This window comes from Sphingomonas sp. GW821-FHT09E03, assembly GCF_059416225.1.
On record NZ_JBWKOS010000007.1, the window covers coordinates 77,826 to 91,493 of the forward strand.

The 13,668-nt window shown below is 68.2% G+C and carries 13 protein-coding genes; 5 read left to right on the forward strand and 8 right to left on the reverse strand.

Annotated elements, in window-relative coordinates:
• Positions 1-11 precede the first annotated feature (11 nt).
• Complete coding sequence (locus AC07M8_RS14755; RefSeq protein ID WP_495175085.1) at positions 12-497, reverse strand: pyridoxamine 5'-phosphate oxidase family protein; 486 nt, start codon at positions 495-497, stop codon at positions 12-14.
• Positions 498-644: 147 nt separating this feature from the next.
• On the opposite strand from AC07M8_RS14755, the gene AC07M8_RS14760 reads away from it, so the two are divergent.
• On the forward strand, positions 645-797 hold the full coding sequence (locus AC07M8_RS14760) for a hypothetical protein (RefSeq protein ID WP_495175086.1): 153 nt from the start codon (positions 645-647) through the stop codon (positions 795-797).
• A 23-nt stretch (positions 798-820) separates the two neighbouring features.
• On the opposite strand, the gene AC07M8_RS14765 is transcribed toward AC07M8_RS14760, so the two are convergent.
• Positions 821-1,999, reverse strand: a complete 1,179-nt coding sequence (locus AC07M8_RS14765) for an acetyl-CoA C-acyltransferase (protein ID WP_495175087.1) — start codon at positions 1,997-1,999, stop codon at positions 821-823.
• 10 nt (positions 2,000-2,009) lie between these two features.
• Positions 2,010-2,504, reverse strand: coding sequence for a MaoC family dehydratase (locus AC07M8_RS14770; protein WP_495175088.1), 495 nt, complete (start codon positions 2,502-2,504; stop codon positions 2,010-2,012).
• A gap of 103 nt (positions 2,505-2,607) precedes the next feature.
• Between AC07M8_RS14770 and AC07M8_RS14775 the strand changes: the two genes are divergently transcribed.
• Together AC07M8_RS14775 and AC07M8_RS14780 are read left to right on the forward strand one after the other, a co-directional pair.
• Positions 2,608-5,577 carry an L-glutamate gamma-semialdehyde dehydrogenase gene (locus tag AC07M8_RS14775; RefSeq protein WP_495175089.1) on the forward strand — a complete coding sequence of 990 codons (2,970 nt, stop codon included), beginning with the start codon at positions 2,608-2,610 and terminating at the stop codon, positions 5,575-5,577.
• 199 nt (positions 5,578-5,776) lie between these two features.
• Entirely contained in the window at positions 5,777-6,766 is a 990-nt protein-coding gene (locus AC07M8_RS14780; protein ID WP_495175090.1) for a retroviral-like aspartic protease family protein, read from the forward strand.
• A 107-nt stretch (positions 6,767-6,873) separates the two neighbouring features.
• Here the strand turns inward: AC07M8_RS14780 and AC07M8_RS14785 are convergent, their stop codons facing one another.
• Both AC07M8_RS14785 and AC07M8_RS14790 read right to left on the reverse strand, forming a co-directional pair.
• Positions 6,874-8,070, reverse strand: a complete 1,197-nt coding sequence (locus AC07M8_RS14785; protein ID WP_495175091.1) for a mechanosensitive ion channel family protein — start codon at positions 8,068-8,070, stop codon at positions 6,874-6,876.
• Positions 8,071-8,108: 38 nt separating this feature from the next.
• A complete protein-coding gene (locus AC07M8_RS14790; RefSeq protein WP_495175092.1) occupies positions 8,109-9,113 on the reverse strand; it encodes a DNA topoisomerase IB in 1,005 nt (334 codons plus the stop codon).
• Between the two features lie 107 nt (positions 9,114-9,220).
• On the opposite strand from AC07M8_RS14790, the gene AC07M8_RS14795 reads away from it, so the two are divergent.
• Entirely contained in the window at positions 9,221-9,793 is a 573-nt protein-coding gene (locus tag AC07M8_RS14795) for a type 1 glutamine amidotransferase domain-containing protein (RefSeq protein WP_267396791.1), read from the forward strand.
• Positions 9,794-9,805: 12 nt separating this feature from the next.
• Here the strand turns inward: AC07M8_RS14795 and AC07M8_RS14800 are convergent, their stop codons facing one another.
• Genes AC07M8_RS14800 through AC07M8_RS14810 form a run of 3 tightly spaced genes read right to left on the reverse strand, consistent with a single transcriptional unit; the run spans position 9,806 to position 12,364 of the window.
• Positions 9,806-10,843: an acyltransferase family protein gene (locus AC07M8_RS14800; protein WP_495175093.1), complete on the reverse strand. Its 1,038-nt coding sequence runs from the start codon at positions 10,841-10,843 to the stop codon at positions 9,806-9,808.
• Entirely contained in the window at positions 10,840-12,183 is a 1,344-nt protein-coding gene (locus AC07M8_RS14805) for a putative O-glycosylation ligase, exosortase A system-associated (protein ID WP_495175094.1), read from the reverse strand. The genes AC07M8_RS14800 and AC07M8_RS14805 overlap by 4 nt, the downstream gene beginning before the upstream one ends.
• The gene (locus AC07M8_RS14810) at positions 12,176-12,364 is read right to left on the reverse strand and encodes a hypothetical protein (protein ID WP_495175095.1); all 189 of its coding nucleotides are present in this window, start codon (positions 12,362-12,364) and stop codon (positions 12,176-12,178) included. Before AC07M8_RS14810 ends, AC07M8_RS14805 begins: the two co-directional genes overlap by 8 nt.
• A gap of 96 nt (positions 12,365-12,460) precedes the next feature.
• Between AC07M8_RS14810 and AC07M8_RS14815 the strand changes: the two genes are divergently transcribed.
• A complete protein-coding gene (locus AC07M8_RS14815; RefSeq protein ID WP_495175096.1) occupies positions 12,461-13,666 on the forward strand; it encodes a TIGR04063 family PEP-CTERM/XrtA system glycosyltransferase in 1,206 nt (401 codons plus the stop codon).
• Positions 13,667-13,668 lie beyond the last annotated feature (2 nt).

Below are 13,668 nucleotides of genomic sequence, written 5' to 3' on the forward strand. Positions count from 1 at the left end.
AGCGTTGGCGCTCAGCCGACCGAGTCGACCACGGCGTGGCTGCTCGATTCATCGGCGCGGATGGTGCCGCCGAACAGCATCTTGACGCGGCCGCTCACCGAGATGTCGGTTTCCCACAGCTCGGCGCTGTCGATGTCGAAGCGCAGCAGGGTGAGGTTGGGGTCGTCCTTGCCGGCCGGAAACCAGGCCTCGACATGGTTGTTCCAGAGCTTGTCGATCTGGGTGCGATCATTGTCGGGCGTGACAATGCCCGACAGGCAGGCGAAGAAATCATGCCCCTTGCCGACGAACTGCGCCATCGCCTCGCCACCGGCGGCGAGGCGGTTGTCCTGACCAGCGAAGAAGAACAGCGTGTTGGGCAGGTCGTCGTCGACCTGCGCGGTCATCGGCTCGCTGTGCTGGTGGCTGCCGGTCAGGCCGATCATCACGAACGGGCTGTCCTTGAGCTTGCCGAGGAACTTGGTGGCGATTTCCTGGGGCGTGTCGTGATCGGCCATGGTGTGTCTCCTGTCGAGGTCGGCGGGAGAACGATGGGGATGGGGGTTGGTTGCGCGAGGGGCGGGGGACATGGAGCGCGCCGCGGTGCATCTTTATCGGCGGTGGCACCGTAACTTCCGGGAACGCAGGCAAATTCGGCATTCCCCATGACACCCGACTTCAAGGCCAATCTCCGCAATTTCTCCGACGCCGAGCTACTGGCGTGCTTCCGCCGGGCGCGGTGGGGGAGCCTGGAGGCGTCGACGATCGGGTGGGAGATCCACCGCCGGCAGAACCCGACGGTGCGCCTCACTCATTGAGCCGGCCGGGCCCGGCGGCCCGATCACAGCACCTCGAATAGCCCCGCGGCGCCCATGCCGCCGCCGACGCACATCGTCACCACCACATAGCGGGCGCCGCGGCGCTTGCCCTCGATCAACGCGTGGCCGGTCATCCGCGCGCCCGACATCCCATAGGGATGGCCGATCGCGATCGCGCCGCCGTTGACGTTGAGCAGCTCGTTGGGGATGCCGAGCTTGTCGCGGCAGTAGAGCACCTGGACCGCGAACGCCTCGTTGAGTTCCCACAGGCCGATGTCGCCGATGCCCAGCCCGAACCGGTCGAGCAACTTGGGGATGGCGACCACCGGGCCGATCCCCATCTCGTCGGGCTCGGTGCCGCCGACCGCCATGCCGACATAGCGGCCGAGCGGCTCGAGACCGCGCCGCGCGGCGAGCTTCTCCTCCATCAGCACGCTCGCCGAGGCGCCATCGGACAATTGGCTGGCGTTGCCGGCGGTGATGGTGAGATCGGGGCCGAGCACGGGCTTGAGCGCGCGCAGGCCCTCGATCGTGGTGTCGGCCCGATTGCCCTCGTCCTTGGCGAGCGTCACCTCGCGGTGGCTGACCGCCTTGGTCTCCTTGTCGACGATCGCCATGGTCGCGGTGACGGGGACGATCTCGGCATCGAAGCGGCCGGCGGCCTGCGCGGCGGCGGTGCGCTGCTGCGACTGCAGCGCATAGGCGTCCTGCGCGTCGCGGCCGATGCCGTATCGCTTGGCAACGACCTCGGCGGTCTGCAGCATCGGCATGTAGATGTTCGCGTGCATCCCCAGCAGCGCAGGATCCGGCGCGACGTTCATCTTGGGCGTCTGCACCATGCTGATCGATTCGACGCCGCCGCCGATCGCGACGTCCATGTGGTCGACGACGATCTGCTTGGCGGCGGTGGCGATCGCCATCAGCCCGGATGCACATTGGCGGTCGATCGACATGCCGGCGACGCTGGTCGGCAGCCCGGCGCGGAGCAGCGAGGTACGGGCGATGTTGGTCGCCTGATAGCCCTGCTGGAGCGCGGCGCCGAGCACCACGTCCTGCACCTCGGCGGGATCGATCCCGGCGCGCTCGACCGCGGCGGTGATCGCATGGGCGGCGAGGCTGGGCGAGGGCAGATCGTTGAACGCGCCGCGATAGGCGCGGCCGATCGGGGTGCGCGCGGTGGCGACGATGACGGCGGAACGCATGGGGTGTCTCCTAGCGGGGCTGGACGATGACGAGGCTGATCCATTCGGCGACCAGCGCGGGGCTGGATTCGCCCTGGATCTCGACGGTGAACTCGGTGGTCTGCTGCCACTGGCCGGGCTTCTTCTCGGCAAAGGCAAGCAGCCGGAAGCGGCCGCGGACGCGCGATCCAGCGCGCACCGGGGTGATAAAGCGCAACTTGTTGCCGCCGTAGTTGATGCCCATCGCCATGCCCTCGATCATCGGCGCATCGGCGATCATGCTCGACAGCAGCGGCATCAGCGACAAGGTGAGAAAGCCATGCGCCACCGTGCCGCCGAACGGGGTAGCGGCGGCGGCGACGGGATCGACGTGGATGAATTGGTGGTCGCCGGTCGCTGCCGCGAAGCGGTCGATCATCGCCTGATCAACCAGCAGCCAATCGGACAATTGCTCGGTACCGATCCGCTGCGCCATGGCATCGACGGTGATGGTCCCCTGCGGCGCACGGTGATCGACCAATTCCATGTGCATGCCTTTCGCTGCCCCATCTTTCATCGCATAGGCGGGCGATCAGATAGGCGACCACGCGCTTCGCTGGCAAGCGCGCGACCCAACCGGATCTTCGACCATGACGATTGACGCTACGACTTTCCATCGCAAAACCCTGGCGGGTCTGTACCGGGCGAGCGAACCCGATGTTCTAAAGCCGCTGCTCGAGCGCGCCGCGCTGGCACCCGATTCGCGCGAGCGGGTGCTCGGCCATGCCGCCGGGCTGCTCGCCGACCTTCGCGCGGCGCAGTCGCGCGGCTGGGTGAACCAGTTCCTGCAGGAATATCGGCTCAACTCGTCGGAAGGCGTCGCGCTGCTCAGCCTCGCGGAGGCGTTCCTGCGCGTGCCCGACCCCGAGACCGCGGACCTGCTGATCGCCGACAAGCTGGGCGATGCCGACTGGCGCGCCCACGCCGGCAAGTCGAACTCGAAGCTGGTCAATTCGGCGACCTGGGGCCTGGTGGTCGGCCGGGTGCTGGTGGGTGAGGGCGAGACGGGGCCGTTGCGGCGCCTGATCAGCCGCGCTGGTGAGCCGTTCGTGCGCCAGGCGGTGGGCGCGGCGATGAAGCGGATGGGTGAGATCTTCGTGATGGGACGCACCATCGATGAGGCGATGCGGCGGATGCGGCGGCCCGAGAACAAGGGCTTCACCGCGAGCTTCGACATGCTCGGCGAGGCGGCACGGACCCAGGCCGATGCGCAGCGCTATTTCCAGGCCTATGTCGGCGCGATCGCGGCAGTGGGGAACGACCCGGCGGCGGGCCATTCGATATCGGTGAAGCTCTCGGCGCTGCACCCGCGCTATGAGGTGGCGCGGTGGAACGAGTGCGTGCCGGCGCTGACCGAGATGCTCGAGGCGCTCGCGGTGCAGGCCGCGGCCAAGGGCATCGCGCTGACCGTCGACGCCGAGGAATCCGAGCGGCTGGAGATGAGCCTCGACATCATCGGCAGCGTCGCCAGCCTGCCGAGCCTCGCCGGCTGGGAAGGCTTCGGCATGGCGGTGCAGGCCTATGGCAAGCGCGCGCGGCCGGTGGTGGCTTGGGCCAACGAGCTCGATCGGGTGATGAACGTCCGGCTCGTCAAGGGCGCTTATTGGGACAGCGAGATCAAGCGCACGCAGGTGGAGGGCCTGGGCGACTATCCGCTGTTCACCCGCAAGGCGGCGACCGATGTCTCTTACCTTGCGGTGGCCAAGGACATGCTCGCCGCCCCCAACATCCGCCCCGCCTTCGCCAGCCACAATGCGCTGACCGTGGCGACGATCATGGAATGGGCGGGCAACAGCCGCGACTTCGAGTTCCAGCGACTCCACGGCATGGGTGACGGGCTCTACGAGCGGCTGGTGCGCGAGAACGGCTATCACTGCCGGATCTATGCGCCGGTCGGCGGCCATCGCGACCTGCTCGCCTATCTGGTCCGCCGGCTGCTGGAAAATGGCGCCAATTCGAGCTTCGTCCACCAGCTCGCCGATGCGCGGCTGAGCGAGGGCGAGATCCTTGCCGATCCGGTGGCGAAGATCGCTGCGGTGGGCGGCGCGCGCCATCCGAGCATCCCGCTTCCCAAGGACCTGTTCGCGCCGGGGCACCGCAATTCGGGCGGGCTGGACCTCAGCGACGTGGCGACGCTGACGGCGACGGTGACAGCGGTGAACAAGCCCCTCCCGTCGCCCGGGCTGCGCCACGGCACGGACGTCGCCGACGCGGTGTCGCGTGCGCATGCGGCCTTCCCATCGTGGTCGGCGACGCCGGTGGCGCAGCGCGCCGCCTGCCTCGAGCGGCTCGCCGACCTGCTCGAAGACCATCGCGACGAGCTGATGGCGATCTGCGTCCAGGAAGCGTTCAAGACCATTCCCGATGCGATCGGCGAGGTCCGCGAGGCCGCCGACTTCTGCCGCTATTATGCGGGCGAGGCGCGAGCGCGGCTGCAGCCGGTGGAGCTGCCGGGACCGACTGGCGAGCGCAACACCCTCCATATCGAGGGCCGCGGCGTGTGGGCGACGATCGCGCCATGGAACTTCCCGCTGGCGATCTTCCTCGGCCAGACCGCCGCAGCGCTGGTCGCGGGCAACACGGTGGTCGCCAAGCCGGCGCCGCAGACCCCGGCGATCGCCGCGCGCGCGGTCGAGCTGGCGCACGAAGCGGGCGTGCCGGCCGATGCGCTGGTGCTGGTGACCGGCGGCCCCGAGGTGGGCGCGGCGCTGACCGGCGATGTGCGTGTCGCCGGCGTCGCCTTCACCGGATCGACCGCCACCGCCAAGCGGATCGCGCGGATGCTGGTGGCGGACGACGAGCGGCCGATCGTGCCGCTGATCGCCGAGACCGGCGGGATCAACGCGATGATCGTCGATTCCACCGCGCTGCCCGAGCAGGTGGTGGCGGACGTGATCGCCTCGTCGTTCCGCTCGGCGGGGCAGCGCTGCTCGGCGCTGCGGCTGCTGCTGGTGCAGGAGGATGTCGCCGCCACGATCATCGAGATGCTCAAGGGCGCGATGGAGACGCTGCGGCTGGGGCCGGCGGGCGATCCGGCGACCGATGTCGGCCCGGTGATTGACCGGGCGGCCTATGATCGGCTGATGGGTTATCGCGACAGCGTCCGCAGCCGCTGGGTGAAGACGCTCGATGCCCCCGCGGAGGGTCTGTTCGTGCCGCCGACGCTGATCGCGCTCGACCGGATCGAGGATCTCACCCAGGAATGGTTCGGGCCGATCCTCCATGTCGCGACCTGGCCGGCGGGCAAGCTCGCCGAGACGATCGCGCGGGTCAACGCCAAGGGCTATGGGCTGACGATGGGGCTGCATAGCCGCATCGCCCGCGCCGCCGAGGTGACCGAGGCGCTGGCGGCGGTCGGCAATCTCTACGTCAACCGCTCGATGATCGGCGCGGTGGTCGGCTCGCAGCCGTTTGGCGGCGAAGGTCTGTCCGGCACCGGGCCCAAGGCGGGCGGACCGCATTATCTGTATCGCTTCTGCGCGGAGCGGGCGGTGTCGGTGGATACGACCTCGGCCGGGGGCAATGCGACCTTGCTGAGCCTGGATGAGGGCGGGATCTGACGGCTCGTTGATTATCCTGCTGGATTGGTGGGCGCTCGCGGCCGGGATAGGGAAGGAGCCGGTCGAGACCCCAGCGTGCGCTGAGGTGACGGCGTGGGGATCGGCGCAACTGCGAGAGATGGGCTGGGCTTAACCTGCCGCCGTCTCAATGGTATGATCCTCCATGACTCGGTCGCGTTGCCCTGTGTGGCTGCCGGTGGTGCTGCTTCTCCTTGGCACGGCACAGGCGCCGCAGCGCGAGCCGCCGGTCACGCCGCCTACCGCAGTACCGCCGATCATGCCGGTGGCGCCGGCGGCGCTCGACGATTCGCTTGATATCACCGGCGACAGTATCGAGGCCTGGCAGCTGCAGAACCGGATGACGGTGCCGGTGATGGTCAACGACCGTGGGCCGTATCGCTTCATCGTCGACAGCGGCGCCGATCGCACCGCGATCGGGCGGCGCCTGGCGACGGCGCTGGGGCTGCCGCCTGCGGCGCCGGTGATGCTGCACGGCATGGCCGGGGCGAGCCGCACCGTGACCGTGCGGATCGACCGGCTACGGGTCGGTAGCAGCGCGGTGGAGGAGATCGTCGCGCCGGTGCTGCTCGAGCGCAATCTCGGCGCGCAAGGATTGCTCGGGATCGATGCGCTCGCCGGGCAGCGGCTGATGCTCGATTTCGAGCATCATGCGATCGTGGTGGAGGATGCGCGGCGGCCGGCGCGGCACAGCGCCGACGACATTGTCGTCACCGCGCGGCGCTTCCACGGCCAGCTGATCCTCACCCAGGCTCGCGCGGGGGGCGTGCCGCTCAGTGCGGTGATCGACACCGGATCCGACATCACCATCGGCAATAGCGCGCTGCACCGCGCGCTATTTCGGCGGGCACGACCGGGGATGTTCAACCCGGTGACGATGATCAGCGTCACCGGCCAGCCGGTGGTGGGGCAGCGCACCACGGTGCGCGAGATGCGGCTGGGCGGGATCGTGCTGCGCGATGTGCCGATCGCCTTTGCCGAGGTGCCGCCATTCGCGCTGTTCGGGCTCGCCGACACGCCGGCGATGATGCTGGGATCCGACGTGATGGCGAGCTTTCGCCGGGTGTCGCTCGATTTCCGAGCGAAGAAGGTGCGCTTTCAGTTGCGGCGATGCCCACCGCGGCTGGCGGGTGCGGCAGGGTTCTCGATCGGGCGAACGTCGGGATGTTGAGGGTGGAAGGTCGCCCTTGTCGAAGATGGAGCTGAGAGCGGGGATGAAGCCGCTTGAGACGCAAGCTTGCGCTCGGGTGACGTAGATGGGTGGTGACGAACGACGGCTTAGGGGTGCGGGGCAGCGTCGGGAGCGCCGGCCGCCGGTGCTGCGGCATAAGGCATGATCAGCGAGCCGTCGGGGGCGGCGGTGAAGGTGGTCTGGGTGGGATAGGGCAGGTTGATGCCCTCGGCGGCGAAGCGGCGCATGATCGAGACCATGATCCGGTCGCGGGTGGGATGGGCGGTGGCCCAATCGTCGCCGGGGATGTCGAACTGGAGCGCGAAATCGAGCGTGCTGGCGCCGAAATTCTCGAACCCCGAGCGCGCGACCTTGGCGTTCTCCGCTTCCACCAATTCCTTGAGCAGCGCCGGAATGCGCGCCAGCGTGTCGGGCGGGGTCTCATAGGCGACGCCGAGGGTGAAGTTGATGCGAATGTGATCGCGCACCGAGGTGTTCTGGATCTCCTTGTCGAGCAGCTGCCGGTTGGAAATGATCCGAAGCTCGCCGGTGAAGGCGCGGATGCGGGTGGATTTGAGGCCGATCGATTCGATCACGCCGCTGGTGGTGCCGTAGGAGATCTTGTCGCCCCGGCGGAACGGGCGATCGAAGATGATCGCCAGCGCTGCGAACAGATCGGCGAAGATGCCCTGCGCCGCGAGGCCGATGGCGATGCCGCCGACGCCGAGGCCGGCGACCAGCCCGGTGACATTGACGCCGAGGTTGGAGAGCACCACCACCAGCGCGATCGCGAACAAGGCGACCGTGACGAGCAGGCGGATCAGCCCCAGCGCGCTCAGCAGCGCCTCGCCCGAGTAATGTTCCGAGCTAGTGCGATGCTCGATTGCGCCGAGGATCAGCTCGCGCGCCCAGATCGCGAACTGGAACACCGAGGCGACGGTCCACAGGAAGTTGACGGTGGTGTCGACCTGGCTCGGCGCGCCGGCGTAGCCGACCACCAATTTGCACGCGAGCATGATGATGAAGAAGTTGTTGGTGCGCGTTACCACCCGGCCAAGGATAGTGCCCCAGCCGCGCATGCTCTTGTCGCGGCTGCACAGGCGGTTGCCGAGGCGGCGCAGGCCGTGAAGCACGATCACGATCAGCGCGCCGGCACCAAAGGCGATCAGGATCTGCAGCCAATGGGTGTGCAGCCAGACGACGCTGGCATCGGCCAGCTCCTGGAACTGGCGGTCTACATCTACCTTGTTGATGATCGGTGGCTTGGGCGTGGCGCTGGCGGCTGGGGCGGATGAAGCGGGCATAGGAGCTCTTATCGGGCGGGCCGTGGCGGCCGGTGGCGTCAGGCGGCCGCGATGGCCGGTGGCGTGCCTTTCTCCAGGAAGGCGATGAGGCCGCATTCCTCGCGGCTCAGATAGCGCTTGGCCCGGGGCAGGCGCAGCGCCTTGCGGAAGCTGTTCTGTCCCTTTTTCACGAGCGCGATGAGCGACGGATGAACGTAGCTCTTGCGCGCGATCGCCGGGGTGTTGCCGAGCTTCTCCACCACCGGCGCGAGCAGCAGCTTCAACGACAGGTCGGCCTCGGCGCTGGCGAGCGCCTCGAACGCGGTAACGCTGGCGCCCCAGGTGCGGAAATGCTTGGCGGTGAAATCGCCGCGCGTCGCCTTCTTGATATAGTCGTTGACGTCGGACGAGGTGACCGGATGGGCTTCGCCCTCATCGTCCACCCACGCGAACAGATGCTGGTCGTCGAGATCCTGCATCTTCTTGACGGTGGTGGCGAGGCGCTTGTCGGTGACCGCCATGTCGCGCTCCTTGCCCGACTTGCCCTTGTAGCGCAGCTTGAGGGTGGCGCCGCGCACCTCGCCATGTTCCTTGCGCAGCGTGGTGGCGCCGTAGCTCTCGTTCGCCGCGGCATAGGCCTCGTTGCCGACGCGGATGTGGCCGATGTCGAGCAGGCGGACGATCGCGGCGACGGCGCGGTCCTTGGTGAGTCCGCGCGATGCCAGGTCTTCCTCCACCTGCTTGCGCAGGCGCGGCAGGGCATGGCCGAATTCCGCACACCGCTCATACTTCGCCGCCTCCTGCGCCTCGCGAAAGCCGATGTGATAGCGATATTGCTTACGGTCCTTCTCGTCCCAGCCGACCGCCTGGATGTGGCCGTTGGGCTTGGGGTTGAACCAGGCATTGGCATAGGCCGGCGGCAGGCCGATCGCGTTGAGCCGGTCGATCTCGTCGCGATCGGTGATGCGTTCGCCGGCGGGGGTAAAATAGGCCCAGCCATTGCGGACCTTCTTGCGGGTGATCCCCGGCTTAGAGTCATCCGAATATACGATTCTGGCCGCCACTCGATGCTCCTACGAAACGATCCCTGCAAATGATCCGCGGCCCGCTTCGTTCCGGAACGGCGGGCCACTGCCGGGGATTGGGCGTCCACGTTCTCAAGGAGTTTACCATGGCCGATACCGCCTCGTTGCTGGCGCAAGCCCGCGTGCTCATCCTCGCCACCGACGGTTTCGAGCAGGACGAGCTGTTTCTGCCGCGCCAAGCGCTGCTCGACGCAGGCGCGCAGGTGACGCTCGCCTCGATCACCACCGATCCCATCCAGGGCGTCCGCCACGACACCGAGAAGGGCGACACGATCACCCCCGACCTGACGCTCGAGGAGGTGGACACCGACGATTACGACGCGCTGGTGCTGCCGGGCGGCGTCGCCAATCCCGACAAGATGCGGCTGCAGGAGCGTGCGGTCGAGATCGTTACCGAGTTCATGGAGGACGACAAGATCGTCGCGGCGATCTGCCATGCGCCGTGGCTGCTGGTCGAGGCCGATGTGGTCGACGGGCGGCGGATGACGAGCTGGCCGTCGCTACGCACCGATCTCGAGAATGCCGGCGCCGATGTGATCGACGAGGCGGTGGTGATCGACGCCAATCTGATCACCAGCCGCAAGCCCGACGACATCCCCCATTTCAACCAGGCGATCATCGATGCCCTGGAGGAGGAGCTCGCCGACGAGCCGGCGTGACGCAGGGTGACGTCAGGCGCGCGCCGCGGTTCGCCGCGGCCAGCGCCAGGCGTTGACCCAGCGTTGCGCGGGGCGCTCGACCAGGTGGTAGAGCGCCACCGAGGCGGCAAGGACGAGCAGCAGATAGGCCGCGACGAGAAGCGGCGGTACCGCGGTGGCGTCGCGCACAGCCGCGAGCTTGAACATCTTCCACAGCAGGAAATGGCTGAGATAGGTCGCGTAGCTGATCTCGCCGAGATAATGGATCGCGCGGGTGGCGAGCGGGTTGCCGGCGCGGGCCGAGGTCAGCGCGAGCGCGAGCAGCAGCGCGGCGAGGGCGGCGGGGATGGCGAGCGTCTCCGCGCCGCCAAGTGCGCAGGCGAGCAGGCAGGCGGCGGCGATCGCGAGGCACGGCCAGAGCGGCGGGTGGCGGAGGTATAGCGCGGCGATGATCGTGCCGGTGGCGAACTCGGCGAGGCAGCGGGCAAGGCCGAAGCGCGGGATCGCGGCGCCGAGCCCCGGCTGGCCGGCCATGATCGCGTGGAGCAGCAGCAGGATCGCGGCGGCAAGGGCGACCAGCGCCGCGGTGGGCAGTCGACGCCAGTCGACCGCGGCGATCAGCAGCGGGAACAACAGATAGGCGGCGAGCTCGCAGCTGATCGACCAGGCGGGGTCATTCCAGCGCAGCGCGGGGGTTAACCCCCAATTCTGCAGCAGCAGGAGATGGAGCGGCAGCTCGGCCGGCGGGAAGGCGGGATCGGGCCGGCCGGTGGCGGCGAGCAGCAGCGCCAGCGCCGCGGCGGCGGCGAGCATCACAAGATGGAGCGGCCAGATCCGCGCGACGCGCTTGTGCAGAAAGGCGGCGACCCCGACGTCGCGCAGCCGCGCATGCCAGCTAAGCCAGATCACGAACCCTGAGAGCAGGAAGAAGAAGTCGACCGCGAGATAGCCCTTGGCCAGTACCGCGATGGCGGTGGGCGGCGCCCAGGCGAGCCCGCCGCGGATATGGTAGAACACTACGGCCCAGGCGGCGAGGCCGCGGGCGCCGGTAAGCGCGCGCAGCTCGCTCATGCGACGAGCGGCGCGGGCGCGGCGCGGTTCATCGGCCGGAAGCTGCCCTCGCCGCGGCGACGGGTGCAATAGGTGTCGAGCCCGATCTGCGCGCCGATCAGCATGTAGATGAACGGCTGGAAGGCGATGGCGATGAAGGCGGCGCCGAGCAGATAGACGAGATGCGCGGTTTGCAGCGCGGCGGCGAGGCTGCCCGCCCAGGCGAGCTCGCCGGCGGGTTCGCGATAGCGGCGGCGCAGCATCTCCATGCGGACGATGCCGATGAGGCTGATCGACAGCCACAAGGCGAGGCCGGGATAGCCCTGTTCGCCGAGCATCTCGAAATAGGCGCTGTGATAGGCGCGGGCCTTGTCCTGGGTGAGCTTGTCCTGGACCCCGGCGCCGTTCTCGGTCTTGATATCGTAGCGGATGTGGTTGCCGAGATAGGCGGCGAAACCGCCGCCGAACGGGTGGGTCTTGGCGTAGTCGATCGTCCATTGCCACACCGCGAGGCGGGTGGAGGCGGATTCGTCTGCCTGATAGGTCTTCACGGTGTTCATCCGATCGGTGAAGGCCGACGGCAGGAACGGCACGGCGACGATGCCGACGGCGGCGATCATCGCGAGGTAGAGCAGCTTGCGCTTGGCGTTGCGCAGCGACAGCAAAGCGACGAGCCCGATGCAGAGAAGGCCGGTGCGGGTGGAGGTGCCGACCGGGATCAGCAGGCAGGCGAAGATCAGCGCCAGGCAGAACCCCTTCACCTTCCAGTCGGGCGAGAAGATGGTGCCATATTTCATGAACCAGACGATCAGCGGAATGATCGCGATCGCCACCGCCGAGATGGTGCTGCCCTCGTAGAGCCCCGAATTGTTGTTCACCATCAGGTCGAGCTGGCCATAGCCGCCGCCGCCCGCGACCGTCTTGATCCCGCCGACGATGATGATCGAGGCGGCGGAGAGGATCATGAACAGCAGCAGCGCCTCGATCCTCAAGCGGGTGCGCAGGGTGAGCGGCAGGAAGGCGGCGAAGGCGAGGCACTTCCACACCCAGCCCCATTTGTCCGCCGCCTCCAGCGGGTAATCGGCGGTGAGCGTGGTGGCCCAGCAATAGAGCAGCAGCACCACCATCAGCGCCTGGCGCGGCGCGAAGCGGCTGTCCGCCTTGTTGTCGATCAGCAACCAGCCGCCGACCGCCAGCACGACCGCGATCAGCGAGATCGGCACGGTGTTGAGCAGCAGATAGGTCAGCCGCTGCGGCGAGACGATGTCGATATAGACATAGGCCAGCACCAGCAGGAACGGCCGACGCAATCCCATGCCGAACAGGATGACGAGGAAGGCGACGAAGGCGAGATCACGCATCGGCTTGGTCGCGACCTGCTCGATTCTCGCCCGGCTGGGCTCCAACTGACCTCTCGCCGCTACGCGCGCGCCAGTGACGCGGCGCCGGTGTCTCGGAGTCGAGATCGGACCGCTTGAACAGGTAAAAGGCCGCGAGCATCATCAGCCCGTGGCTGATGCCGAGCGCGAGATTGTCGATCATCCTTTCGCGCTTTCCTTGCTGCCTTGGCGTCGGCATCGGCTTAGCGCCCGGTGAGTTGACGCGCCGTTAAGTGCATCGCGCGCAGTATCGCCGGCGATGCGTATTCTCCACATCCTCGATCACGGCCTGCCGCTGCAGAGCGGCTATACCTTCCGTACCCGCGCGATCCTCAAGGCGCAGGAGGCGCGGGGCTGGGCCGTGGCCTCGGTGACCGGGCCACGCCACGGCGGCGACCACGACCGCGTCGACGAGGTCGATGGCCTGAGCTTCCACCGCACTCGCGGTGCGCGACCCGCGGGTGTAGTTGGCGAACTCGCGCAGATCGCGGCCTTCGCCCGCCGGATCGGCCGCGCGGTCGACACGTTCCGGCCCGACATCCTCCATGCCCATTCGCCGGTGCTCGACGCACTGGCGGCCCTCGTGGTGGCACGGCGGCGGAAGCTGCCGCTGATCTATGAGATACGCGCGTTCTGGGAGGATGCGGCGGTGGGCAATGGGACCGGGCGCGAAGGCTCGGCGAAATATCGTGCGACGCGGGCGCTGGAGACTTGGGCGGTGCATCGCGCCGATGCGGTGGCGGTGATCTGCGAGGGGCTGCGCGGCGATTTGGTGGCGCGTGGCGTCGCGGCAGACAAGATCGTGGTTTCGCCCAACGGCGTCGATCTCGCGCTGTTCGGCACGGTCCCGCCGCGCGACGATGCGCTCGCCGCCTCGCTCGGACTGGATGGCGCCGACGTGGTCGGCTTCATCGGTAGCTTCTACGATTATGAAGGGCTGGACGACCTCATCGCGGCGATGCCGGCGCTGGTCGCGGCGCGGCCCGCGGCGCGGCTGCTGCTGGTCGGCGGCGGGCCGATGGAGGGGGCGCTGCGGGCGCAGGCGGAGGCGTCGCCGGTGGCGGCGGCGATCCACTTCGTCGGCAGGGTGCCGCACACCGAGGTGGAGCGCTATTACGGGTTGATCGACGTCCTCGCCTATCCGCGCAAGCACATGCGGCTGACCGATCTCGTCACCCCGCTCAAGCCGCTGGAGGCGATGGCGCAGGGACGGCTGGTGGCGGCATCCGACGTCGGCGGCCATCGCGAGCTGATCCGCGACGGCGAGACCGGCACGCTGTTTCGCCCCGACGACCCCGCCGCGATCGCCGCGGCGCTAGCCGGGCTGTTTGCGGATCGGTCGGGGTGGGATAGAAGACGTGCGGCTGGGCGCAGGTTCGTCGAGACGGATCGTAACTGGTCGTCAAATATTTGTCGTTACGAACCGGTTTACCAGCGGCTGGTCGGCGCCGCTTCAGTGGATTGATC